Source organism: Streptomyces sp. RPA4-2 (assembly GCF_012273515.2).
Classification (GTDB): Bacteria; Actinomycetota; Actinomycetes; order Streptomycetales; family Streptomycetaceae; genus Streptomyces; species Streptomyces kaempferi.
In genome coordinates, this window is sequence record NZ_CP050975.2 from 5,346,274 (window position 1) to 5,369,878 (window position 23,605).

Sequence of the window (23,605 nt, forward strand, 5' to 3'; positions counted from 1 at the left end):
TCCGCTAGGAGGACAGCCCCCACACCGCGTACGCCAGCGCGTCCGCGTTCCGGTTCAGCGCCGTGTCGTTGATGTTGGACGAGGTGTCGCAGGAGGCGTGGTAGCAGCGGTCGAAGGCCTGCCCCGAGGTGCCGCCCCACTTCGCCGCCTGCGCCGCCGTCTTGATGTAGTCGGCGCCGCTGAAGAGACCGCCGACCGGGATGCCCACGTTCTTGAAGGGCGAGTGGTCCGAACGGCCGTCGCCCTCGGTCTCCGGCTCGGTCGCGATACCGAGGCCGGTGAAGTAGTCCTTGAAGGTCTTCTCGATGGTGGGATCGTCGTCGTAGACGAAGTAGCCGGGGTTCGGTGAGCCGATCATGTCGAAGTTCAGGTAGTCGCTGATCTTCGCCCGGTTCGCCGAGGACAGGTTGTTCACGTAGTACTTCGAGCCGACCATGCCCAGCTCCTCCGCGCCCCACCAGGCGAACCGCAGATGCTTGGTGGGCTGGTACTGAGCTCTGGAGACGGCGAGCGCGGTCTCCAGGATCGCGGCGGATCCGGAGCCGTTGTCGTTGATGCCGGGGCCCGCCGTCACGCTGTCGAGATGGGCGCCGGCCATGACGACGTGGCCCGTGTCGCCGCCGGGCCAGTCGGCGATCAGGTTGTAGCCGGTGCGGCCGGAGGACGTGAACTGCTGGAGGACCGTGGTGAATCCGGCCGCGTCCAGCTTCGCCTTCACATAGTCGATGGAGGCCTTGTAGCCGGTGCGGCCGTGCGCGCGGTTGCCGCCGTTGGCGGTGGCGATGGACTGGAGCTGGGCGAGGTGACTCTTGACGTTGGCCACGGGGATGTCGGGAGCGGCGGCCGCGGCGGTGGGGGACGCGGTGGTGCGTGCGGGCGCCGCGCCGGATATCGCACCGGTCGTGAGGAGCGTGACGGCCGTGATGACCGCGGCCGAGGTGACGCGCCCGGGAACGGAGAGCTTCATGTGGGGGGCTCCGAATTCCATGGGGATTCCACGGGAATCCCACAGTGAATGGGGTGCCTGATGGTGAAGCTGTGGCTGACGTGACGTCAAGAGCGCGATCCGGCCGCGCCGGGCGGCCCGTACGTCACTGCACGCAGAACTCGTTCCCCTCGGGGTCGGCCATCACCACCCACTCGCCGCCCGGCTCCTTGACGTGCCCCAGGACGCTCGCGCCCAGTTCCTGGAGGCGGGCCACCTCCTCCGCTCGGCGTCCGGGGCCCGCGTGCACGTCGAGGTGCAGCCGGTTCTTCGCGGCCTTGAGTTCCGGTACCCGCTGGAAGAGCAGCCGCCGGCCCTGCCCGATACCCGTCTCCTCCTCGTACGGGTCGTCCGGGTGCCGTACGGCGATCAGGTCCCGCCAGGCGCGGCGGCCGTGGGACTCCAGGGTGGCCTCCGGCGGGGCGGCGCCGAGGGTCAGGAGACGTTCGATCAGGGCGCTGTTGTCCTCCAGGCGGTAGCCGAGGGCTGCCGCCCAGAAGTCGGCCTGGGCGTGGGGGTCGGCCGCGTCGATGACGAGTTTCCAGTGCAGGGGTGGGGTGTGCGTCATGGAGTCACTCATAGTGGTTCCGCCCACGACGCGGCAACCGCCGCACCGGCCCCGCCCCCAGACCCCCGGTCGGCCTTAAGGGCCTTGTCCTCAATCGCCGGACGGGCTGATGGTGTCGGCCGGGGCATGTATGTCAGCCCGTCCGGCGTTCGAGGACGAGCCCTTCGGGCGAGCGGGGGTCCAGGGGGCGGCAGCCCCTTGGCGGGTTTGGGGCGGAGCCCCAAGAGGATGGGAGGGCGAGAACACCCCGGCAGGGTTACGGCTTGGCGTCCGCAGGCGCCACGTCGGCCGGGGCGACACGGGGCCCGACGACACCGGCCCGCGAGCGAAGCGCGAGCGCCGCCCGTCGAGCCGTCCGCAACGCGTCGAACGTCAGCAGCGACAACGCGAGCCACACCAGCGCGAACCCGGCCCACCGCTCGGCCGGCATGGCCTCATGGAAGTACAGGATCCCGAGCAGGAACTGGAAGACGGGTGCCAGGTACTGGAGCAGCCCCAGCGTGGACAGCGGCACCCGGATGGCGGCCGCGCCGAAGCAGACCAGCGGCACCGCGGTCACCACTCCCGTCGCGGCGAGCAGCGTCGCATGTCCCGCCCCGTGCGCGGCGAAGGTGGCGTCCCCCCTCGCCCCGAGCCACAGCAGATACCCGAGCGCGGGCAGGAACTGGACCGCGGTCTCGGCGGCGAGCGACTCGATGCCGCCGAGGTTGACCTTCTTCTTCACCAGCCCGTACGTGGCGAACGAGAAGGCGAGGGTGAGGGAGATCCACGGCGGTCGCCCGTAGCCGATGGTGAGGACGAGTACCGCGCCGAGGCCGACACCGACGGCCGCCCACTGCACCGGGCGCAGCCGCTCCTTGAGGAGCAGTACGCCCATGGCGATGGTGACGAGCGGATTGATGAAGTACCCGAGGGACGCCTCCACCACGTGCCCGCTGTTCACGGACCATATGTAGACGCCCCAGTTGACCGTGATCACGGCCGCCGCGACGGTGATCAGCCCGAGCTTGCGCGGCTGTCGCAGCAGCTCGCCGAGCCAGGCCCAGCGCCGCATCACGACCAGCGCGACACCGACCACGGCAAGGGACCACACCATCCGGTGGGCGAGGATCTCAAGGGCCCCGGCGGGTTTGAGCAGCGGCCAGAAGAGGGGGACGAGGCCCCACATCCCGTACGCCGCGAAGCCGTTCAGCAGCCCGATGCGCTGCTCGCTCCCGGCGGCCCTGGAGTTGGTGGAGCCGGTCGCGTTCTTCGCCTGGTGCTGCACGGCCACCGGCCCTTTCTCTCGCACAGCTGCTCCCGTGCAGCCTCCAAGAAGGTAGCGCCGCGCACCCCGCCTGTCATGTCCGTATCGCCATACGGTCATGACAGGCGGGGTGGAGGGTGGCGGGCCGGTGTCCGGGCGGGGTCAGCCCTTCAGGGCCGCCGCGATCGACTCGGCGATCGGGGTGGTGGGGCGCCCGGTGAGGCGGGACAGGTCGCCGCTGGTCACGGCGAGCTCGCCCTTCTCGATGGACGCGTCGACACCGGCGATGATCGCGGCGAGGGGCTCGGGCAGGCCGGCCCCGGCCAGGATGCCGGTGAAGGCCTCGACGGAGACCGGGTTGTAGGCGATCTCCTTGCCGGACTGCTTCGCGACCTCGGCGGCGTACTCGGCGAAGCTCCAGGCCGTGTCGCCGCTCAGCTCGTAGGTCTTGTTCTCGTGGCCCTCGCCGGTCAGCACGGCCACGGCGGCGGCCGCGTAGTCGGCGCGGGCGGCGGGAGCGATCCTGCCCTCTCCGGCGGCCTGGGTGACGGCGCCGTACTCGAGGACCGGGGCGAGGTTCTCGGTGTAGTTCTCGTTGTACCAGCCGTTGCGCAGCAGGGCGTAGGTGATGCCGGAGTCGGCGATGGCCCGCTCGGTGCCGCGGTGGTCGTCGGCGAGGGCGGCCGTCAGGCTGCCCGGGGCGCTGGTGTAGGCGAAGAGCGCGACCCCGGCGGCCTTGGCGGCGTCGAGGACGACCTGGTGCTGGTGCACGCGGCCCTTGTCGAACTCGTTGCCGGAGATCAGCAGCACCTTGTCGCCGGCGGAGAAGAGGGTGCCGAAGGTCTCGGGCCGGTTGTAGTCCGCGACCGCGATCCGCACGCCGCGGGCCGCGAAGCCGGCGGCCTTCTCCGGGTCGCGGACGACGGCGGTGATCCGGTCCGCCGGAACCCTCTCCAGCAGTCCTTCGACGACGTGGCGGCCGAGGTGTCCGGTGGCTCCGGTGACGACGATGCTCATGGGTCAGCTCCTTGTGGGGTGATCTGTCGCTAACCCTAGGGGGTGCGCTAACCCTGGGAAAGTACCCACTTTGAAGTAAGGTACGTACATGGCCGTAAGTACCCGAGCAGTCAGCAGGGCCGCCGCCGGTGAGCCGGCGGCCGGCAAGTACGACACCGGCGAGGCGATGTGCCCCTACCGCCTCGTCCTGGAGCACGTCACCAGCCGCTGGGGTGTGCTCGTCCTGATCGAGCTCCTCGACCGCCCCCACCGCTTCAGCGAGCTGCGCCGGGCGATCGGCCGGGTCAGCGAGAAGATGCTCACCCAGACCCTCCAGACACTGGAGCGCGACGGTCTCGTCCACCGCGACGCGAAGCCCGTGATCCCGCCGCGCGTCGACTACTCGCTCACCGGACTCGGCCGCGAGGCCGCCGAGCAGGTGCGCGCGCTGGCCGACTGGACCACGGACCGGATGGACGACGTCGAGAAGGCCCGCCTCACGTACGACGAGGCCCGGGCGTCACGCACCCGGGCCTCCTGAACCGCTGGCTCCGGTCAGCCGACGACCGTCCAGGTGTCCCCGCCGGCGAGCAGCGTGGCCAGGTCCCCCTTGCCGTTCTGCTCGATGGCCGCGTCCAGTTGGTCGGCCATCTGGGTGTCGTAGACCGGCCGGTCCACGGAGCGCAGGACACCGATCGGGGTGTGGTGCAGGGTGTCCGGATCGGCGAGCCGGGAGAGCGCGAAGGCGGTGGTCGGTGACGGCGCGTGGGCGTCGTGGACCAGGACCTGCGACTCGTTCTCCGGGGTGACGGCGACGATCTTCAGGTCGCCGGTCGCCGCGTCCCGTACGACGCCCTTGGCGCCGTCCGTGCCGAAGCGGATCGGCTGCCCGTGTTCGAGGCGGATGACAGCATCCTCGGCCTGCTGCTTGTCCTTCAGCACCTCGAAGGCGCCGTCGTTGAAGATGTTGCAGTTCTGGTAGATCTCCACCAGTGCCGTGCCCGGGTGGGCGGCGGCCTGCCGCAGGACGTCGGTGAGGTGCTTGCGGTCGGAGTCCACGGTCCGGGCGACGAAGGAGGCCTCCGCGCCGATGGCCAGGGACACCGGGTTGAAGGGCGCGTCCAGCGAGCCCATCGGCGTCGACTTGGTGATCTTGCCGACCTCGGAGGTCGGCGAGTACTGGCCCTTGGTGAGGCCGTAGATCCGGTTGTTGAACAGCAGGATCTTCAGGTTCACGTTGCGGCGCAGCGCGTGGATGAGGTGGTTGCCGCCGATCGACAGCGCGTCGCCGTCGCCGGTCACCACCCACACGCTCAGGTCGCGGCGGGAGGAGGCGAGTCCCGTGGCGATGGCGGGCGCGCGGCCGTGGATGGAGTGCATGCCGTACGTGTTCATGTAGTACGGGAAGCGGGACGAGCAGCCGATGCCCGAGACGAAGACGATGTTCTCCTTGGCGAGGCCGAGTTCGGGCATGAAGCCCTGTACGGCGGCCAGGACCGCGTAGTCCCCGCAGCCGGGGCACCAGCGCACTTCCTGATCGGACTTGAAGTCCTTCATGGACTGCCTGGCCCCGGCCTTGGGCACCAGAGTGAGTGCCTCGATCGTGTCCGCGCCTTCCGTGGTCGTCTCAGCCATCGATGGCCTCCTTGAGCACCTCGGCGAGCTGTTCGGCCTTGAACGGCATGCCGTTGACCTGGTTGTAGGAACGCGCGTCGACCAGGTATCTGGCCCGGACGAGGGTGGAGAGCTGACCGAGGTTCATCTCGGGGATCACCACCTTGTCGTACCGTCCCAGCACCGTGCCGAGGTTGTGCGGGAAGGGGTTGAGGTGGCGCAGGTGGGCCTGCGCGATGGACTCCCCGGCCGTCCGCAGCCGCCGTACCGCCGCGGTGATGGGGCCGTACGTCGAACCCCAGCCCAGCACCAGCGTGTCGGCCTCGCCCGAGGGGTCGTCGACCTCCACGTCCGGGACGTCGATGCCGTCGATCTTGGCCTGCCGGGTGCGCACCATGAAGTCGTGGTTGGCGGGATCGTAGGAGATGTTGCCCGTGCCGTCCTGCTTCTCGATGCCGCCGATGCGGTGTTCGAGGCCCGGCGTGCCCGGGACCGCCCAGGGGCGGGCCAGGGTCCCCGGGTCACGCTTGTAGGGCCAGAAGACCTCGGTGCCGTCGTCCAGTGTGTGGTTCGGGCCCTGCGCGAACCGCACCCGCAGGTCCGGGAGTTCGTCGATGTCCGGGACGCGCCAGGGCTCCGAGCCGTTGGCCAGGTAGCCGTCCGACAGGAGCAGGACGGGGGTGCGGTACGTGAGGGCGATGCGCGCCGCCTCCAGCGCGGTGTCGAAGCAGTCGGCGGGTGTGCGCGGCGCGACGACCGGGACGGGCGCCTCGCCGTTGCGGCCGTACATCGCCTGCAGCAGGTCGGCCTGCTCGGTCTTGGTCGGCAGTCCGGTGGAGGGGCCGCCGCGCTGGATGTCGATGACCAGCAGCGGCAGTTCGAGGGAGACGGCGAGCCCGATCGTCTCCGACTTCAGCGCCACCCCCGGACCCGAGGTCGTCGTGACCGCCAGCGAGCCGCCGAAGGCGGCGCCCAACGCGGCACCGATGCCCGCGATCTCGTCCTCGGCCTGGAAGGTGCGCACACCGAAGTTCTTGTGCTTGCTGAGTTCGTGCAGGATGTCGGAGGCGGGCGTGATCGGGTACGAGCCGAGGTAGAGCGGCAGGTCGGCCTGCTCGGAGGCGGCGATCAGACCGTACGACAGGGCCAGGTTCCCGGAGATGTTGCGGTAGGTGCCGGTCGGGAAGGTGCGCTCGGCCGGGGCGACCTCGTACGAGACGGCGAAGTCCTCGGTCGTCTCGCCGAAGTTCCAGCCCGCCCGGAACGCGGTGAGGTTGGCCGCCGCGATGTCGGGCTTCTTCGCGAACTTGGTCCGCAGGAACTTCTCGGTGCCCTCGGTCGGCCGGTGGTACATCCAGGACAGCAGGCCCAGCGCGAACATGTTCTTGCTGCGCTCCGCCTCCTTGCGGGACAGCTCGAACTCCTTGAGCGCCTCGACCGTCATCGTCGTCAGGGGCACCGGGTGGACGCTGTAGCCGTCCAGGGAGCCGTCCTCCAGCGGGTTCGTCGCGTAACCGACCTTCGACATCGCCCGTTTGGTGAACTCGTCCGTGTTGACGATGATCTCGGCGCCGCGCGGCACATCGGCGATGTTCGCCTTCAGGGCGGCCGGGTTCATGGCGACGAGAACGTTCGGCGCGTCGCCCGGGGTGAGGATGTCGTGGTCCGCGAAATGCAGCTGGAACGAGGAAACGCCCGGCAGGGTGCCTGCGGGCGCTCGGATCTCTGCGGGGAAGTTCGGCAGTGTGGAGAGGTCGTTGCCGAAGGACGCGGTCTCGGAGGTGAAACGGTCGCCGGTGAGCTGCATTCCGTCACCGGAGTCGCCCGCGAACCGGATGATCACCCGGTCGAGCCGGCGAACGTCCTTCGCCCCCGCCGGATTGCGCTGTTCTCCTACGACGGCTTCGTCGGCCTGCTCCGATGGGCTACTGACCTGGCTGGTCACTTAACTGGACCTCCTTCGAGGCGGCTGTCCGGGAGCGGCCTTCCCGAAGGCCTTCCCAAGACCAACCCTACGTCCGTAAGGGTCGCCTTCCCTCGGCGGTTCGCATGATGGACACCATTTTGAGACGGTTCGACGCCCTGACTTGTCATGATTTGCTCGCCCCCCGATGCTTCTCCCGAAGATGCTCCCCACTCACCTTCTGGTTCTCACGCCGGCCTTGCGCCGCCCTCGTGCGAACCTCGTGCCGGCCTCCCGGCCACCGCCTTCCGTATGCCTGACACAGTGTCAGGCATTCAGGAGTTGAGGTAGGTCAGAACCGCCAGAACACGCCGGTGATCCCCGTCGCTCGGGGACAGCCCCAGCTTCAGGAAGATGTTGCTGACGTGCTTCTCGACCGCTCCGTCGCTCACCACCAGCTGCCGCGCGATCGCCGAGTTGGTCCGGCCCTCGGCCATCAGCCCCAGCACCTCCCGCTCCCGGGGCGTGAGCCCGGCCAGCACGTCCTGCTTCCGGCTGCGCCCCAGCAACTGCGCGACCACCTCGGGGTCGAGCGCGGTACCCCCCTGGGCCACCCGCACCACCGCGTCCACGAACTCGCGCACCTCGGCGACCCGGTCCTTGAGCAGATAGCCGACGCCACGGCTGGAACCGGCCAGCAGTTCGGTGGCGTAGCGCTCCTCCACGTACTGCGACAGAACCAGCACTCCGAGTCCCGGGTGGTGCTTGCGCAGCTGCACGGCCGCCTTGACGCCCTCGTCGGTGTGCGTCGGCGGCATCCGTACGTCGGCCACCACGACGTCCGGCAGCGCGCCCTGGGCGGCCAGGTCGGTGATGGTCTTGATCAGTGCGTCGCCGTCACCGACACCGGCCACGACGTCGTGCCCACGGTCGGTCAGCAACCGGGTCAGGCCCTCCCTGAGCAGCACTGAATCCTCGGCGATGACCACCCGCACCCTGTCCTCCACGATGTTCGGCCCCCCACAGCCCGTACCCGGCCGGCGCCGGTTGCGCCCCGCTCGTACGACAGCCCTCAGCATTTCAGCATTCGGGCCGACGGGCGCCCGGGCAACGGGAATCGCCGGGGCGAGCCGGGGCGGAGAGGGCTCAGGGGGTGGCACGAGGGGCGTCATCGGGTGGCGCGGGGGGCGTCGGGGGGATGACGACGCCCGGCTGGTGCCGCGACGGGGCGGACGTCGCCTGCCGCGGCATCGGTCGTGCGGGGCGGATCAGCCCCGCCAGGGCAGCTCCGCCGTGATCCGGGTGGGGCCGCCCGCGGGGAGTCCACGACCAGGATCCCGTCCACCGCGTCCAGCCGCTCCGCGAGCCCCGCCAGACCCGGTAAGCCGGAGGCGTCGGCGCCGCCCACGCCGTTGTCGACGACCTGAAGCATCAGCCGGTTCTCGACGCGCCAGACGTCGACCGTGGCCCGGGTCGCCCGCGCGTGCTTGCTGATGTTCTGCAGCAGCTCGGAGACGGTGAAGTAGGCGATGCCCTCGATCGCCGGGGCGGGCCGGGCGGGAAGGTCCACGTCCACCGCCACCGGCACCGTGCAGCGTGAGGCCACCGAGGAGAGCGCCGCGTCGAGCCCGCGGTCGGTGAGGACCGCCGGGTGGATGCCGCGGGCCAGGTCGCGCAGCTCCTGCAGCGCCGTCTTCACCTCGCCGTGCGCCTCGTCCACCATCCGCGCGGCGGCCCGCGGGTCCTCGGTGAGCTTCTCCTTGGCCAGGCCGAGTCCCATCGCGAGGTTGACCAGCCGGGCCTGTGCCCCGTCGTGCAGGTCCCGCTCGATGCGCCGCAGGTCCGCCGCGGCCGTGTCGACCACGACCCCCCGGTCCGACTCCAGCTCGACCACCCGGGTCGCCAGCCGTGACGGCCCGAGCAGCCCCAGCACCATCAGCCGGTCCACCGTCGTCAGCGCCCGTACGATCCACGGCGTCGCCATGGTGATCAGCAGTCCGAGCAGCGCGGTCACGGTGATCTCGAAGGGGTTGTCCAGGTAGATGCTGTGGGTGCCGTCGCCGTAGAGCTGAAGGCCGCCCTGCCCGCCGTAGACCGGGAAGAGCCAGAACCACAGCGGATACGTCAGCATCGCCCAGCCGTACGCCCAGAAGGTCAGCGCCACCACGAACGAGAACACCGCCCACGGGAACTGCAGCACCGCGTAGAGCAGATGCCGCCACGACGAACCGTTCTTGAGGATCGCCCCCATCCACGCCATCGGCCCCTGCTTGCGCACGAGCACGGGCTCCGGCGAGCCGACCTCGACCCCGAGCAGCCCGCGCGCCCGCGCCCGCTCCAGCGCGCCGAACCCGCGGCAGCCCGCCAGCGCTCCGGCGAGCACCGGGACCCCCAGGAAGGTCACCAGCAGGCCGGCGCCCAGCGAGAACATCGTGATGGCGAACGTGAACATGGCGATGCTGAGCGGCAGGCCCAGCATCACGTAGCCGAACTCGCGCCAGCTGCGGGCCTCGACCGGCGCCCGCAGCGCCGCGGGGAGGCGGTGGCGCCGCTCCCCGGCAGCCGCCCCGTGGAATCCGGGCCCGCTCCCGTGCCCGTACCCCTGTCCGTACTCGGTGGCCATCGGCGTCGTCCGTTCTCTCGTCCTGCTCATCGGCTCGTACCCCAACCCTGCTGGCTGTGGAGCGTGGGGGACATGGAGCGGGTCGGCGTCTTGGGGCGGGGTTTTCCCTACCCCGGGCATGGCTGTCGGGGCGGTCGGGCCCGCACCTTCAGCCCGTCCGGCGTTCGAGGACGAGCCCTTCGGGCGATGCGGGGGTCCAGGGGTGCGAGATGCGGGGGTGCGGGGCGCATGGGTGCGGGCCTCCGGGGTCCCCGGGGTATCGGGTTACCCCGGAGACCCGGAGACCCGGAGACCCGGAGACCCGGAGACCCGGAGACCCGGGGGGTGCGGTGGCGCGTTCGGGACCGGCTGGGCGCGCCGCCCGCGTGGTCGGGCCCACCTGATCCGCGCGGCACGCCTAGCGCGCCGGCTCGTCCTGCCGGTCCCGCCAGGGCAGTTCCGCCGTGATGGTGGTCGGGCCACCGGGCGGTGAGTCGATGACGAACAGCCCGTCCACCGCGCCGAGCCGGTCCGCGAGCCCCGCCATCCCCGTACCGCCGTCGAGCCGCGCGCCGCCCCGCCCGTCGTCCTGGACCTGTATGAGCAGCCGCTGGTCCGTCCGCCACACGTCGACGGACGCGGACCTCGCCCCGCTGTGCTTGCTGATGTTCTGCAGCAGCTCGGAGACGGTGAAGTAGGCGATCCCCTCGATCGCCGCGGCCGGTCTCGACCGGAGGTCGGCGGTCACCTTCACCGGCACCGTGCAGCGCGTGGCGACCGAGGAGAGCGCCGCGTCGAGCCCGCGGTCGGTGAGGACCGCCGGGTGGATGCCGCGGGCCAGGTCGCGCAGCTCCTGCAGGGCCAGTTTCACCTCGCCGTGCGCCTCGTCGACCATGGCCGCGACGGTCTCGTCGGCCTGGCCCTCGAGGAGCTTCTCCTTGGCCAGGCCGAGTCCCATCGCGAGGTTGACCAGCCGGGCCTGTGCCCCGTCGTGCAGGTCCCGCTCGATGCGCCGCAGGTCCGCCGCGGCCGTGTCGACCACGACCCCCCGGTCCGACTCCAGCTCGGCGATGCGCCGCTCCAGCTCGTCGGAGGGCGACAGCAGCCCGCGCACCATCGCCCGGTCCACGTTGGTCAGCCCCCGGGCGATGAACGGCAGCACCGGCCACAGCACGAAGAACGACACCAGCGTGACCGTGAACGTCAGCACACCCCACGGCAGCCTGATCAGGTCGTACAGCACCGTCCGCCAGCCCACCGGGTCCTTCAGGCTCGACCACAGCCAGGAGAAGAAGCCGGTCCGGCGCACCGGCAGCGGGCTCGGCTCGTCGATCCGCAGGCCGAGCAGCGCGCGCGCCCGCGCCCGCTCCAGCTTGCCCAGCTGCCGTGCGCCCAGCAGGCCGCCCGCGAGCAACGGCAGTCCCACCACCGTCACCGCGAGCGCCGAGCCCGTGGACACCATCGTCACGACGTACACGAAGCCGAAGATCGAGACCGGCAGATTGGCGAGCAGGTGCGCGATCTCCTGCCAGGTGCGGCGGCCGAGGGCGAGGCGCGGGGACGGCAGCCGGTCGCCGTCGGGCGTCCTGTCGGGCGTGCCGTCGGACGGCCCGTCGGGTGTTTCGGCGGTCGTCCCGGAGGATGTCCCGCCGGGCGGGGCGACGGCGGTGATGCGTTCGGTCATATTCGCTACCCTGCCCGGCGGCGAGCCGCCGCGCCATGAGGTGACCCGCCCAGATCCACTGGGGAAAGCCCTACCTTCGTGGCGTTCCGTGCTGTGCCGGGCGCCGAGCTGCGGTCAAATGGGAAGCGATCGCGAGAGACGGACGGGAATCCCGTGGCGCACGAGCCGGACGAGTCCAGCACTCGACCATGACGTGTGCACGATAATCGGGGTGTGACGGCCTGCTTACCGTTTCTTTAGCAGGCCCTAGACTCCCGTCCGTACAGATCGTCGAACAGGGCGTATCGCAGCGTGCGCGGCGTGCGCGCGGCGTGCGCCACGAGGTCAGGGAGCGAGGGGCTGACGTGCCGGAACCGACCGTCGTCGCGGCGGGCTACTTCCAGTCCTACTCGGTCGTCGGACTGCTCGCCGTCGTGGGCGTGCTCTTCGTCGCCGTCGCCTTCGGGGCGGGCCGACTGCTGCGGCCGGTCGTCCCCACACCCGAGAAACTCCTGACGTACGAGTGCGGCGTCGACCCCGTCGGCGAGGGCTGGGCCCACACCCAGGTCCGCTACTACGTCTACGCGTTCCTCTACGTCATCTTCGCCGTCGACTCGATCTTCCTCTTCCCGTGGGCGACCGTCTTCGCCGCCCCCGGCTACGGCGCGGCGACGCTCGCGGAGATGTTCATCTTCCTCGGCTTCCTCGCCGTGGGCCTGCTGTACGCATACAAGAAGGGCGTCCTCACATGGACGTGACCCCCAAGACCTCGGGCAATCCCTCGGGCGAGACCTCCGGCAAGATCTCCGGCGAGACCTCGGGGCAGCCGGTTCTGCTGCCGGAGCCGAAGCGGCTGGGCGTGCTCTCGCGCCTCGCCCCCGAGCCCATGAAGGTCGTCCTGAACTGGGGCCGCCGCTACTCGCTCTGGGTCTTCAACTTCGGCCTCGCCTGCTGCGCGATCGAGTTCATCGCCGCGTCGATGGCCCGGCACGACTTCATCCGGCTCGGTGTGATCCCGTTCGCGCCGGGCCCGCGCCAGGCCGACCTGATGGTGGTCTCCGGCACGGTCACGGACAAGATGGCTCCGGCCGTCAAGCGCCTGTACGAGCAGATGCCCGAGCCCAAGTACGTCATCTCCTTCGGCGCGTGCTCGAACTGCGGCGGCCCCTACTGGGACTCCTACTCCGTCACCAAGGGCGTCGACCAGATCATCCCCGTCGACGTCTACGTGCCCGGCTGCCCGCCCCGGCCCGAGGCGCTGCTCCAGGGCATTCTCAAGCTTCAGGAGAAGATCGCCAGGGAGTCGCTGGTAGAGCGCTACGGCTCTTCGCACCGGCCGTCGGCGGCCGCGCTCCAGAGCGGGCTGGTGACTCCGCCGGTCGCGCCGGGCGGGGAGACCCGGGTGTCCGGGGAGACACCGGTTTCCCAAGGCAATGGGGTTGCCGGCGGAGATCCGGCTTCCGGCGGGAATCCGGTTTCCGGGGAGGGCGACAAGTGACCGGCTGGCTCCCCGCACCCGTCGAGGAACTCTTCGGCCCGGAGGCCACGGCCGAGGAGTCGTACGAGGTCCTGACGGTCGACGTACCGCCCGCTTCCTGGATCGCTGCCCTCGACACGGCCCGGACCACTCTCGGCTGCAGCTATTTCGACTGGCTGAGCGCCGTCGACGAACCAGGTACGGGCTTCCGCGTCGCGGCTCACGTGGTGGCCCTGTCCCCGGTACGCCGCCTCCTCGTCCGTACGACCGTCCCGCACGCGGCACCCGTCCTGGCGTCAGCGGTCTCCGTGTACGCGGGCGCCGGCTGGCACGAGCGCGAGACCCACGAGATGTTCGGCGTGACCTTCGAGGGCCACCCCGGCCTCGACCCGCTCCTCCTTCCCGAGGGCTTCGAGGGCCACCCCCTCCGCAAGGACTTCGTCCTCGCCGCCCGCGTGGCCAAGGCCTGGCCCGGCGCCAAGGAGCCGGGGGAGTCCGACCACGGCGGTCCGAAGCGCCGCCAGATGCTTCCGCCCGGCGTCCCCGACCCCAACGACTGGGGTCCGCTGAAGGGCCAGCTCCCGCTTGACCCCCCGCCCGTCCGGCCCGCGGCCGCTCGCCGCCGGCGACCGCCCGGTGCGCCGGGCGCGTACGGCGGGAGACGGTTCCGCCAGCCAGGCGCCCACCGCCGGAGCGGGGGGTAGCGGTGCCGATGTCGGTGCTGGTGCTGGTGCTGGTGTCGATGCGGGTGCGGGTGCGGGTGCCGCGGCGTCGCCCCGTCGTGCGCGCAGCGCGAGTCAGGGTTCCGCGAGCCAGGGTTCCACGGCTCAGGGTTCCACGGGTCAGAGCCCAACGGGTCAGAGCGCCACGGGTCAGGCACCCGTGGGTCGAGGCTCCGCGGAGGAACAGACCGCGGTCCCGGACGCCGACCGGCCGACGGCTCCGGCTGCTCCTGCCGGCCCACGCCGCGCGCGCGGTGCAGGTCAGGGATCGGCTTCCCAGCGGGCCGAGGGAACGGGGGAGACCCCGGCGGTGACGCCCGTGAGCGCCGACGGGCCGACCACCCCCGCGACGCCGTCGAGGCCCACCGCGCCACGCGACTCGGACGCCCCGTGGCACCACGCCCGCCCCGCCTTCGACGAGCCGGAACCGCAGTCGCAGCCGCAGCCGCAGCCCCAGCCACGGCCGGAGCCGCCTTCCGAGGACACGGCTCAGGACAAGGCTGAGGGCACGCCCGAGGAAGCGCCGAAGAGCCCGACCGGGCCGACGGAGCCGGCGGAGCCGACGGAGCGTGCGTCTGAGGACACCTCGAAGAGCGCGGCCGAGAGCACACCGGAGTCCGAGCCGAAGCACCCTGGCGAACGCCAGCCCGCCGAACGTCAGCCCGACCACGACGACCCCTCTGGAGGCACGCAGTGAACGACGCCCTCGACGTCGCCCTGCGACTCGTCGTCGTCTTCGTCGTCTTCCTGACGTTCCCCCTGATCGTCGGTCAGACCGAGCACAAGGTGATGGCCCACATGCAGGGCCGCCTCGGCCCGATGTACGCGGGCGGTTTCCACGGCTGGGCCCAGCTCGTCGCCGACGGCGTGAAGTTCGCGCAGAAGGAGGACATCGTCCCGGCGGGCGCGGACCGCCGTATCTTCCAGCTCGCCCCCGCCGTGGCCCTCCTCCCGTACCTCCTGGTCCTGCTCGCCATCCCCATCGGTCCCGGCGAGGGAGCCGTCGGCGAGGTCGTGGACGCGGGCATCTTCTTCGTCCTCGCCGTGATGGGCGTGGGCGTCCTCGGCTCGCTCATGGCGGGCTGGGCCTCGGCCAACAAGTTCTCCCTCCTCGGCGGCCTGCGCACCGCCGCCCAACTGCTCGCGTACGAACTCCCGATGCTGCTGACCGCCGCCTCCGTCGCGATGGCGGCGGGCACGGTCTCCCTCCCCGGCATCGTCGACGCGTTCCAGTGGTGGTGGCTGCCGTGGCAGATCGTCGGCGCGATCGTTTTCTTCGTGGCGGGCCTCGCCGAACTCCAGCGTCCCCCCTTCGACATGCCGGTCGCCGACTCGGAGATCATCTTCGGCGCGTACACCGAGTACACGGGCCTGCGCTTCGCCCTCTTCCTCCTCGCCGAATACGCCGGGATCGTCGTCCTGTGCGGTCTGACCACCGTCCTCTTCCTGGGCGGCTGGCACGGCCCCTGGGGCGCGGACGGCCTCGGCTGGGTCTGGACCCTGCTGAAGGCCGCGGTCCTCGCCTTCGTCGTGATCTGGCTCCGTGTCACCTATCCCCGCCTGCGCGAGGACCAGCTCCAGAAACTCTCCTGGACCCTCCTTGTCCCCCTCTCCCTCGCCCAGATCGCCCTCACCGGCATCGTCAAGGTGGTGATCTCGTAACCATGGCCCCCCTCCCCGGCTCAGGCCTGGCCAAGGGCCTGGCCGTCACCCTCCGCACGATGACGAAGAAGACCGTCACCGCGCAGTACCCGGACGTCCAGCCCGAACTGCCGCCCCGCTCCCGCGGCGTCATCGGCCTCTTCGAGGAGAACTGCACGGTCTGCATGCTGTGCGCCCGCGAGTGCCCGGACTGGTGCATCTACATCGACTCCCACAAGGAGACGGTCCCGGCCGCCGCCCCCGGTGGACGCGAGCGCAGCCGCAACGTCCTCGACCGCTTCGCCATCGACTTCTCCCTGTGCATGTACTGCGGTATCTGCATCGAGGTCTGTCCTTTCGACGCGCTGTTCTGGTCACCGGAGTTCGAGTACGCGGAGACCGACATCCACGAACTCACCCACGAGCGCGACAAGCTGCGCGAGTGGATGTGGACGGTCCCGGCCCCGCCCGCCCTCGACGCCGGCGCCGAGGAGCCGAAGGAACTGGCCGCCGCCCGCAAGACCGCCGACAAGCTCGCGGCCGAGGCCGAGAAGCTCGCAGCCGAAGCGACTGAAGCGACTGAAGCGACCGAAGTAGCCGAGGCGGCCGAGACGACGGCGGTGGAGACGACCACCCCGGCCACCCCGCCCACGACGGCTACCGGTCCCGCCGAACAGACAGCCGAAACCGAACCCCGGATCGAACCTCGGACCGAACCCCGGACCGAGCCCCCGGCCTCGGACCCGTCCAAGCCCGCCGCACCACAGGACGGTGACGCGTGAGCCTCGCAGCAGCCACCGCAGCCACCACCCTCGCGGCGCGCGCCACGACCACCGCCGCCGGGAGCCACGGCTTCCTCTCCCCGACCGGCGTCGAGATCGCCTTCCTCCTCGTCGGCCTGGTCACCTTCGGCGCCGCGATCGTCACCGTCACCACCAAGCAACTGGTGCACGCCGCCCTGTGGCTGGTGGTGGCGCTCGGCGGTCTCGCCGTCGAATACCTCCTGCTCACGGCCGAGTTCATCGCCTGGGTGCAGGTCCTCATCTACGTCGGTTCCGTCGTCGTCCTCCTCCTGTTCGGCCTGATGCTCACCAGGGCCCCGATCGGCCGCTCCCCGGACGCCGACTCCGGGAACCGCTGGGCGGCCCTGACCGTGGCCGTCGCCGCGGCCGCCGCCCTCGTCTGGGTCGTCGTCGACGCCTTCCGCACCACCTGGGTCGACCTGGCGGGTCCCGCCGCCGGATCCACCGAGGTGACCGGAGCGAGCCTCTTCCAGAACTGGGTGCTCCCCTTCGAAGCGCTGTCCGTCCTCCTCCTCGCCGCCCTGGTGGGGGCGATCGTCCTCTCCCGCAAGGCGAAGTCCTCGGAGAAGGAAGAGGCCCGCTGATGCACCTCGCCTATCCCGCCGTGCTCGCCGCCCTCCTCTTCTGCACGGGCCTGTACGGAGTCCTCGCGCGCCGCAACGCGATCCTGGTCCTGATGTCCGTCGAGCTGATGCTCAACGCCGTCAACCTCAACCTCGTCGCCTTCGACGTCTGGCTCTCCAAGGCCTCCCGCGACACGCTCCACTCCGGGCAGGCCCTGACCCTGTTCACCATCGCCATCGCTGCCGCCGAGATCGGCATCGGCCTGGCGATCGTCCTCGCCGTCCACCGCAACCGCGGCACCGCGGACATCGACCGACTCCGCGACACCGCCGAGGGCCCCGAGACCGGCGGCCCCGACGACGGCGGCCCGGACAGTCACGGCCCGGACAGCGACGGCCCCGACGACGACGGCTCCGAAGGAGCCCCCGTCCCGGCAGACGAGAAGGCTGAGGCCGCCGCGTGACCACGACCAGCCTCGCCGTCCTCGTCCCCCTCCTGCCGTTCCTCGGCGCGGTGGCCGGACTCCTCCTCGGCCGCACGGCCCCCGGCTTCGTACGTCCCCTCGCCGTACTCCCGCCCCTCGCCTCGCTCGTCATCGCCGTCCTCGTCGCCGTGCGCCAGGGCGGCGACCAGGCCATCAGCGCCGCCACCGAGCTGACGCCCACCGGCTCGGTCCCGATCGAACTCGCCCTGTACATCGACGGCTTCGCCGCCCTCGTCGCCGTACTCGTCGGCGTCGTCGCCACCTGCGTGCAGATCTACTCGACGGGCTATCTGCGCGACGACCCCCGCTACCCCTCCTACGCCGCTCTCGTCTCCCTCTTCACCTCCGCGATGCTCCTCGTCGTGTACTCGGGCGACCTGATCGTGCTGCTGGTCGGCTGGGAAGTCATGGGCATCTGCTCGTACTTCCTGGTCGGCCACTACTGGGAGACCCCCGAGGCCCGCGCCGCCTCCATCAAGGCCTTCCTGGTCACCAAACTCGGCGACGTCCCCTTCCTCATCGGCCTGTTCGCCCTGGCCACCGACGCCGGGTCCTTCCGCATCACCACGGTCCTCGGCACCGTCGCGAGCGGCGGACTGCACCATCCGACGCTGATCGCCCTGCTGCTCCTCGCCGGTGTCGCGGGCAAGTCCGCGCAGTTCCCGCTGCACACCTGGCTGCCCGACGCCATGGCCGGCCCGACACCCGTCTCCGCGCTGATCCACGCCGCGACGATGGTCGCCGCCGGTGTCTACTTCGTCGCCCGGCTCCTCCCCGTCTTCCAGGCCTCATCGGCCGCGATGACCGTCCTCGCCGTCATGGCCGCCGTCACGATGGCCGGCTCGGCACTCGCCGCACTCGCCCAGGACGACATCAAGCGCGTCCTCGCGTACTCCACGATCGGCCAGCTCGGCTACATGACCGGCGCCCTCGCCGTCGGCGACCGCGGTGCCGCCGTCTTCCACCTCCTCGCGCACGGCGCCTTCAAGGCGCTGCTGTTCCTCGCCGCCGGCGTGATCATCCACGCCTCCGGCACCAACTCACTCGCCGTCATGTCCCGGATGAAGGACCTGCGCACCCGCGTCCCGGACGCCTACTGGACGATGACGGTGGCGCTGCTCGCACTCGCCGCGATCCCGCCGTTCAGCGGCTTCTTCTCCAAGGAAGCCGTCCTCGGCGCCGCCGAACACGTCGCCACCGGCCACACCGAGCACGCCCCCGGCGCCGCGGGCTGGATCGTCCTCGTCGCCGGTCTGATCACGGCCGTGCTCACCGCGGCGTACGCCACCCGACTGTGGCTGCTGGCCTTCCGCGGCCGGGGCGTCGAAGCTCCCGACCACGGCAGGCAGCCCGTCACCATGACCGCCGTGCTGTGGGTGCTCGCCGTCCCGTCGCTCGCCTTCGGCCTGCTGTACGGGCCGTTGCCCGACTGGTTCGACGGCCGCGACCTGACACCGGTACTCACCACCTCCGTCCTCGGCACGGGGCTCGCCCTGGTCGGCGGACTCGTCACCTACGGCGCCTGGCGGCAGACCACCGTGCTCGCGGCCCGCGTCCCGCTGGGTGCCGTCGCGGCCCATCCCGATGCCGACGGCGGACAGGTCGAGGCCGAGGCGATCGCCGGTCACGCGCCCGCCTTCGGAGACGTGGCCTACGCGCCCGACCCCGCGGACCCGGGCCGGCTGCTGCTCGGCCCGCTGCACCGGCACGCGGCCGTCGGCTTCCACCTCGACGCCGTGTACACCGTGCTGTTCGTCCGCCCGGTCCAGGCCGGAGCCTCACTCGTCCGGTTCCTCGACCGCGAGGTCGTCGACACCTACGTCCGCGCCGCGGGCGACCTACCCCGCTGGCTCGGCGCCGCCGTACGGCGCGCGCAGACCGGCAATGTGCAGACCTATGTGAGCGCGCTGCTCGCCGGCACCGTCGTCCTGGTGGTCGCCGCCCTCCTCGTCGCCACAGGAGCGTGAGCTGGCGTGATCGATATCAGTGAATCCGTGATGCAGATCCTTCTGGCGTTCATCGTCGTCGGCCCGCTCATCGGCGCCGCCGCCGCTCTGCTGCCGGCCCCGCCCGGGCTGAAAGGGAAGTCGCCCGAGCAGGCCGTGCTGCGGCACGGTGTGATCGTCACCGGCGCGGTGCTCATCGCGGCGATCGTCCTCGCGCTCGGCTTCGACCACGACCACCCGTCGAAGATGCAGGCCACGACGGACATCAGCTGGATCCCCGCACTCGACGTGCGGATCCACCTCGGCACCGACGGCATTTCCCTCCCCCTTCTGGTCCTGACCGCGCTTCTGACCTTCCTCTGCGCGCTGTACAGCTACTTCAAGATGCCCGCGGGCCCGACCCCGAAGGCATTCGTCGCACTCGTCCTCGTGCTCGAGTCCGGCACCCTCGCGACCTTCGCCGTCCTCGATCTGCTGCTGTTCTTCCTCGCGTTCGAGATGGTGCTCATCCCGATGTACTTCCTCATCGCCCGCTGGGGCGGTGCTCAGCGCCAGGCAGCCGCCTGGAAGTTCATCCTCTTCACCCTGCTCGGGTCGGTCGTGATGCTGCTGGGCCTGCTCCTGATCGGAATCAAGGCGGGCACGTTCGACATGGTGGCACTCGCCACTGACAACGGCCGGTCGCTGACCACATCCGTGCAGGTCATCGCCGTATTGGCGATCGGGATCGGGCTTGCGGTCAAGACGCCGATGTGGCCGCTGCACAGCTGGCTGCCGGATGCGCACACCGCCGCGCCCACCGTCGGCTCGGTGCTGCTGGCCGGTGTGCTGCTGAAGATGGGTACGTACGGTTTCGTCCGGATTCTGCTGCCGGTCGCGCCGGAGGGCCTGCACACCTTCGCCCCCTACCTCGCCGCCTTCGCCGTGGTCGGGATCATCTACGGATCCCTGGCCTGTCTGGCTCTCGTCAAACAGGGTGCGAAGGGCGATCTCAAGCGGCTCATCGCCTACTCGTCCGTCGGCCACATGGGCTTCGTCCTGCTCGGCATCGCCACGATGACCCCGACCGGCGTGAACGGCGCGCTGTTCGCCAACATCGCCCACGGCCTCATCACCGGCCTGCTCTTCTTCCTCGTCGGGGCGCTGAAGGACCGTACGGGCACGACCGACCTCGACAGCCTCGCCGAGGAGACCGGAGCCGCGCTGTACGGCAAGGCCCCACGTCTCGGCGGGCTGCTCGCCTTCGGCGCCGTCGCCTCACTCGGACTGCCGGGCCTCGCCGGGTTCTGGGGCGAGATGCTGGCGCTGTTCGGCGCGTTCAAGCCCGCCGACGACCTCAGCCGTCCGGCGTTCCTGACCTTCATGGCCATCGCCGCCTTCGGCACCCTCCTCACCGCCGCGTACATGCTCCTCGTCGTACGCCGGGTGTGCATGGGCGCGACCCCGCGGCCGGAGGCCCCGAAGCTCGCCGACGTCCACAGCTACGAGTTCGCGGCCTGGACGCCGCTCGTCGTCCTCACCGTCGTCGCCGGCCTCTGGCCCAAGGCCCTCCTCGGGCTGACCGACCCGGCCGTACAGCAGCTCCTCGCAGGAGGCACCCGATGAGCTCCATGGTCCAGTCCGTCGACTGGCTCGCGATCGCGCCGCCCACCATCACCGCGGTCGTCGGACTCGTCGTGCTCGTCGCCGACCTCTTCGTCGGCGACGGCAGGAAGGCGCTCCTCGGCTGGGTCTCGGTCGCCGGACTCGCCGCCTCCGCGCTCATGCTGCTGCCCCTCCTGGACGGCGACCGCGCCACCTTCTGCCTGACGGGCGACACCGGCCTGTGCAGCTACACGGCGGACCGCTTCACGCTCGTCATCCAGCTCCTCGTCCTCGGCGGAGCGCTCCTGGCCGCCCTCCTCTCGGTCACCGCCCTGAAGGACGCCAACAAGGGACTGCCCGAAGGGGAGTACTGGTTCCTGCTGCTCTCCTCCGCCGCGGGCGCCGCCCTGCTGCCCGCCTCGCGCGACCTGGCGACCCTCATCGTCGCCCTGGAAGTCGCCTCACTACCCGCCTTCGCGCTCGTCGGCATCAAGCACGGCGACAAGAAGTCCTCCGAAGCGGCCCTGAAGTTCTTCCTGTCCTCGGTCACCGCCACCGCCGTGAGCCTCATGGGCGTCAGCTTCGTCTACGCCACCACCGGCACCCTCTACCTCACCCGGATCGCGGACAAGATCCAGCACGTCGACGGGCAATTCCACACGCTCGCCCAGGCCGGCGTCGTCCTCACCCTCGTCGGCTTCGCCTTCAAGACGGCCGCCGTGCCCTTCCACTTCTGGGTGCCCGACACCTATGTGGGGGCACCCCTGCCGATCGCCGCCTACTTGTCGGTCGTGGGCAAGGCGGTCGGATTCTCCGGGCTGATCCTCGTCACCGTCGTCGCCTTCCCGTCGTACGCGGACGTCTGGGGCCCGGCGCTCGCCGCGCTGGCCGCCCTCACCATGACCGTCGGCAACGTCGGCGCCCTGCGGCAGCGGGCCACGCGCGCGCACAGCGCGGTACGGCTGCTCGCCTGGTCCTCGGTCGGCCAGGCCGGCTACCTCCTGGTGCCGATCGCGTCCGCCGCCTACTCCAAGGACGCCGAGAAGGCCATCGGCTCCACCGTCGCGTACGCCCTGATGTACGCGGCCGTGAACCTGGGCGCCTTCGCGGTGGCCGCCCTCGTCGCCCGCACAAGGCCCCTGAACCGCATCAGCGACTACCGCGGCCTGTACGCGGAGAGCCCCCTCTCGGCCCTCCTCCTCGGCTTCTTCCTGCTCTGCCTGGCAGGACTGCCGCCGGGCATCATCGGGCTCTTCGCCAAGGTCACCGTCTTCTCGGCGGCCGTCGACGCGGGACTCGGCTGGCTCGCCGTGGTCATGGCCGTGAACGTCGTGATCGCGCTCTTCTACTACCTCCAGTGGACGACCCTGCTCTTCCGCGCCCCCGAGGGCGAGGCCGCGAGGCACCCGGTACCGGCCCCGTTGACCGCAGCGATCGCGCTGACGGCGGTCCTGGGCATCGCCCTCTCCGGGGCGCCCCAACTGATCCTGCGCTTCTCGGCGACCAGCCTGTTCTGACGCTCGCGTGGCGCCCGTGTGCGGCGATCGTGAGGCCCACGCGCGCGGCATCCATGAGCCCCCCGCGCGCGGGATGACGCCGGCAGTCACCCGGACGGCCGACACGCGCCGCCGTGCGCACAAGGGAACTAGTGCTCCCCGCCTGGCGTTGACCAGTACGGGAGGGTCCACTGAAGAGTGGAAGCAGAGCATTCGACAAGCAAAGGGTTCCCCTGCCGCACCACTTGGAGGGCGTACCGTGCACCGCCGGCACAACGGGCTCAGGACCGCCGTACTCCTCGGGGGACTGTCCGCACTCATCATCGTCATCGGCAGCTTCTTCGGGCGTACCGGCCTCGTCGTCGCGCTGTTCATCGCGATCGGGACGAACGCGTACGCGTACTGGAACAGCGACAAACTGGCTCTACGCGCGATGCGCGCGCGCCCGGTGAGCGAGTTCGAGGCCCCGGCGCTGTACCGCATGGTCCGTGAGCTCTCGACCCAGGCCCGCCAGCCCATGCCGCGTCTGTACATCTCACCGACGGAGGCACCGAACGCGTTCGCGACGGGCCGCAATCCACGCAACGCGGCGGTGTGCTGTACCGAAGGAATTCTCCGCATCCTGGACGAGCGCGAGCTGCGCGGTGTCATCGGCCACGAACTCAGCCATGTCTACAACCGCGACATCCTGATCTCGTCGGTCGCCGGCGCCCTCGCCTCCGTGATCATGTTCCTGGTCAATTTCGCCTGGCTGATCCCGATCGGACGTTCGAACGACGACGAGGGCCCCGGCATCCTCGGCATGCTGCTGATCATGATCCTGGGCCCGCTCGCCGCGTCCCTCATCCAGCTCGCCATCAGCCGCTCCAGGGAGTACGAGGCGGACGCCTCCGGCGCCCAGCTCACCGGCGACCCCCTCGCTCTCGCGAGCGCCCTGCGCAAGCTCGACGCGGGCACCAAGCAACTGCCCCTGCCCCCGGAACCGCGCATCGAGACCGCGAGTCACATGATGATCGCGAACCCCTTCCGCCCCGGGCAGGGGATGTCGAAGATGTTCTCCACGCACCCGCCCATGGCGGAGCGCATCTCCCGGCTCGAGCAGATGGCAGGCCGCCAGCGATGAAGACGGTCCGAACGTCCTTCGCCCGGTCCTGAGCGGCATGCCCCACGGGGCGGCTTCATCAGCAGGTTCCACCAGAGCGCGGAAGGCCGCTGCCGCCCGCTGTCCCCGACCGTCACAGAATGCCCGCGCCCCGTCGAAAGGACGGTGCACGGGCCGGCGTTCTCATCGGGAGACGTGTACCGCACGCG

19 protein-coding genes and 2 pseudogenes are annotated in these 23,605 nt (G+C 70.7%); 12 read left to right on the forward strand and 9 right to left on the reverse strand.

The annotated features are described in order from the left end of the window. Positions 1-4: 4 nt before the first annotated feature. From HEP85_RS23355 to HEP85_RS23370, 4 genes are all read right to left on the reverse strand, one after another. Entirely contained in the window at positions 5-967 is a 963-nt protein-coding gene (locus HEP85_RS23355; protein WP_168533936.1) for a M28 family metallopeptidase, read from the reverse strand. Between the two features lie 124 nt (positions 968-1,091). After that, positions 1,092-1,553, reverse strand: a complete 462-nt coding sequence (locus tag HEP85_RS23360; protein WP_168529558.1) for a VOC family protein — start codon at positions 1,551-1,553, stop codon at positions 1,092-1,094. 256 nt (positions 1,554-1,809) lie between these two features. Next, on the reverse strand, positions 1,810-2,754 hold the full coding sequence (gene rarD, locus HEP85_RS23365) for an EamA family transporter RarD (protein WP_282189912.1): 945 nt from the start codon (positions 2,752-2,754) through the stop codon (positions 1,810-1,812). 207 nt (positions 2,755-2,961) lie between these two features. Continuing rightward, entirely contained in the window at positions 2,962-3,816 is an 855-nt protein-coding gene (locus HEP85_RS23370) for an SDR family oxidoreductase (protein WP_168529562.1), read from the reverse strand. 166 nt (positions 3,817-3,982) lie between these two features. On the opposite strand from HEP85_RS23370, the gene HEP85_RS23375 reads away from it, so the two are divergent. After that, positions 3,983-4,336 (forward strand): helix-turn-helix domain-containing protein, encoded by a 354-nt coding sequence (locus HEP85_RS23375; protein WP_168529564.1) that lies wholly within the window; start codon positions 3,983-3,985, stop codon positions 4,334-4,336. A 14-nt stretch (positions 4,337-4,350) separates the two neighbouring features. Here HEP85_RS23375 and HEP85_RS23380 read toward each other — a convergent pair whose 3' ends face one another. The 5 genes and pseudogenes from HEP85_RS23380 to HEP85_RS23400 all read right to left on the reverse strand — a co-directional run bounded on the left by HEP85_RS23380 (position 4,351) and on the right by HEP85_RS23400 (position 11,598). Beyond that, positions 4,351-5,430 (reverse strand): 2-oxoacid:ferredoxin oxidoreductase subunit beta, encoded by a 1,080-nt coding sequence (locus tag HEP85_RS23380; RefSeq protein WP_168529565.1) that lies wholly within the window; start codon positions 5,428-5,430, stop codon positions 4,351-4,353. Further along, on the reverse strand, positions 5,423-7,354 hold the full coding sequence (locus tag HEP85_RS23385) for a 2-oxoacid:acceptor oxidoreductase subunit alpha (protein WP_168529567.1): 1,932 nt from the start codon (positions 7,352-7,354) through the stop codon (positions 5,423-5,425). The genes HEP85_RS23380 and HEP85_RS23385 overlap by 8 nt, the downstream gene beginning before the upstream one ends. A 293-nt stretch (positions 7,355-7,647) precedes the next feature. Beyond that, positions 7,648-8,307 carry a response regulator transcription factor gene (locus HEP85_RS23390; RefSeq protein ID WP_282189913.1) on the reverse strand — a complete coding sequence of 220 codons (660 nt, stop codon included), beginning with the start codon at positions 8,305-8,307 and terminating at the stop codon, positions 7,648-7,650. Positions 8,308-8,580: 273 nt separating this feature from the next. Beyond that, a pseudogene (locus HEP85_RS23395) lies at positions 8,581-9,935 on the reverse strand (sensor histidine kinase). Between the two features lie 397 nt (positions 9,936-10,332). After that, positions 10,333-11,598 (reverse strand): sensor domain-containing protein, encoded by a 1,266-nt coding sequence (locus HEP85_RS23400; RefSeq protein ID WP_168529571.1) that lies wholly within the window; start codon positions 11,596-11,598, stop codon positions 10,333-10,335. Positions 11,599-11,909: 311 nt separating this feature from the next. Here HEP85_RS23400 and HEP85_RS23405 point away from each other — a divergent pair, with 311 nt between their 5' ends. The 11 genes and pseudogenes from HEP85_RS23405 (at position 11,910) to htpX (ending at position 23,417) form a co-directional block, all read left to right on the forward strand. Next, positions 11,910-12,335 (forward strand): NADH-quinone oxidoreductase subunit A, encoded by a 426-nt coding sequence (locus tag HEP85_RS23405; protein WP_168529573.1) that lies wholly within the window; start codon positions 11,910-11,912, stop codon positions 12,333-12,335. Then, the gene (locus tag HEP85_RS23410; protein ID WP_168529575.1) at positions 12,326-13,075 is read left to right on the forward strand and encodes an NADH-quinone oxidoreductase subunit B; all 750 of its coding nucleotides are present in this window, start codon (positions 12,326-12,328) and stop codon (positions 13,073-13,075) included. Before HEP85_RS23405 ends, HEP85_RS23410 begins: the two co-directional genes overlap by 10 nt. Then, positions 13,072-14,473 (forward strand): annotated as a pseudogene (locus HEP85_RS23415) (NADH-quinone oxidoreductase subunit C). Before HEP85_RS23410 ends, HEP85_RS23415 begins: the two are co-directional and overlap by 4 nt. Beyond that, positions 14,470-15,438, forward strand: coding sequence for a complex I subunit 1 family protein (locus HEP85_RS23420; protein ID WP_168529577.1), 969 nt, complete (start codon positions 14,470-14,472; stop codon positions 15,436-15,438). The pseudogene HEP85_RS23415 and the gene HEP85_RS23420 overlap by 4 nt, the downstream one beginning before the upstream one ends. Positions 15,439-15,440: 2 nt before the next feature. Next, the gene (locus HEP85_RS23425; RefSeq protein WP_168529579.1) at positions 15,441-16,199 is read left to right on the forward strand and encodes an NADH-quinone oxidoreductase subunit I; all 759 of its coding nucleotides are present in this window, start codon (positions 15,441-15,443) and stop codon (positions 16,197-16,199) included. Continuing rightward, positions 16,196-16,804 carry an NADH-quinone oxidoreductase subunit J gene (locus HEP85_RS23430; RefSeq protein WP_168529581.1) on the forward strand — a complete coding sequence of 203 codons (609 nt, stop codon included), beginning with the start codon at positions 16,196-16,198 and terminating at the stop codon, positions 16,802-16,804. The genes HEP85_RS23425 and HEP85_RS23430 overlap by 4 nt, the downstream gene beginning before the upstream one ends. Continuing rightward, a complete protein-coding gene (gene nuoK, locus HEP85_RS23435) occupies positions 16,804-17,247 on the forward strand; it encodes an NADH-quinone oxidoreductase subunit NuoK (RefSeq protein WP_168529583.1) in 444 nt (147 codons plus the stop codon). The genes HEP85_RS23430 and nuoK overlap by 1 nt, the downstream gene beginning before the upstream one ends. Next, a complete protein-coding gene (locus HEP85_RS23440) occupies positions 17,244-19,235 on the forward strand; it encodes an NADH-quinone oxidoreductase subunit L (protein WP_168529585.1) in 1,992 nt (663 codons plus the stop codon). The genes nuoK and HEP85_RS23440 overlap by 4 nt, the downstream gene beginning before the upstream one ends. Before the next feature lie 6 nt (positions 19,236-19,241). Continuing rightward, the gene (locus HEP85_RS23445) at positions 19,242-20,819 is read left to right on the forward strand and encodes an NADH-quinone oxidoreductase subunit M (protein ID WP_168529587.1); all 1,578 of its coding nucleotides are present in this window, start codon (positions 19,242-19,244) and stop codon (positions 20,817-20,819) included. After that, positions 20,816-22,315, forward strand: a complete 1,500-nt coding sequence (locus HEP85_RS23450; RefSeq protein ID WP_168529588.1) for an NADH-quinone oxidoreductase subunit N — start codon at positions 20,816-20,818, stop codon at positions 22,313-22,315. The genes HEP85_RS23445 and HEP85_RS23450 overlap by 4 nt, the downstream gene beginning before the upstream one ends. 238 nt (positions 22,316-22,553) lie before the next feature. Then, a complete protein-coding gene (htpX, locus tag HEP85_RS23455) occupies positions 22,554-23,417 on the forward strand; it encodes a zinc metalloprotease HtpX (protein WP_168529590.1) in 864 nt (287 codons plus the stop codon). Positions 23,418-23,605 lie beyond the last annotated feature (188 nt).

What these genes read in the sequence shown, in the direction of transcription:
- HEP85_RS23355 (WP_168533936.1), bottom strand. Translation starts at nt 967, where the DNA reads ATGAAGCTCTCCGTTCCCGGGCGCGTCACCTCGGCCGCGGTCATCACG.
- HEP85_RS23360 (WP_168529558.1), bottom strand. Translation starts at nt 1,553, where the DNA reads ATGACGCACACCCCACCCCTGCACTGGAAACTCGTCATCGACGCGGCC.
- HEP85_RS23370 (WP_168529562.1), bottom strand. Translation starts at nt 3,816, where the DNA reads ATGAGCATCGTCGTCACCGGAGCCACCGGACACCTCGGCCGCCACGTC.
- HEP85_RS23375 (WP_168529564.1), top strand. Translation starts at nt 3,983, where the DNA reads ATGTGCCCCTACCGCCTCGTCCTGGAGCACGTCACCAGCCGCTGGGGT.
- HEP85_RS23380 (WP_168529565.1), bottom strand. Translation starts at nt 5,430, where the DNA reads ATGGCTGAGACGACCACGGAAGGCGCGGACACGATCGAGGCACTCACT.
- HEP85_RS23400 (WP_168529571.1), bottom strand. Translation starts at nt 11,598, where the DNA reads ATGACCGAACGCATCACCGCCGTCGCCCCGCCCGGCGGGACATCCTCC.
- HEP85_RS23410 (WP_168529575.1), top strand. Translation starts at nt 12,326, where the DNA reads ATGGACGTGACCCCCAAGACCTCGGGCAATCCCTCGGGCGAGACCTCC.
- HEP85_RS23425 (WP_168529579.1), top strand. Translation starts at nt 15,441, where the DNA reads ATGGCCCCCCTCCCCGGCTCAGGCCTGGCCAAGGGCCTGGCCGTCACC.
- nuoK (WP_168529583.1), top strand. Translation starts at nt 16,804, where the DNA reads ATGCACCTCGCCTATCCCGCCGTGCTCGCCGCCCTCCTCTTCTGCACG.
- HEP85_RS23450 (WP_168529588.1), top strand. Translation starts at nt 20,816, where the DNA reads ATGAGCTCCATGGTCCAGTCCGTCGACTGGCTCGCGATCGCGCCGCCC.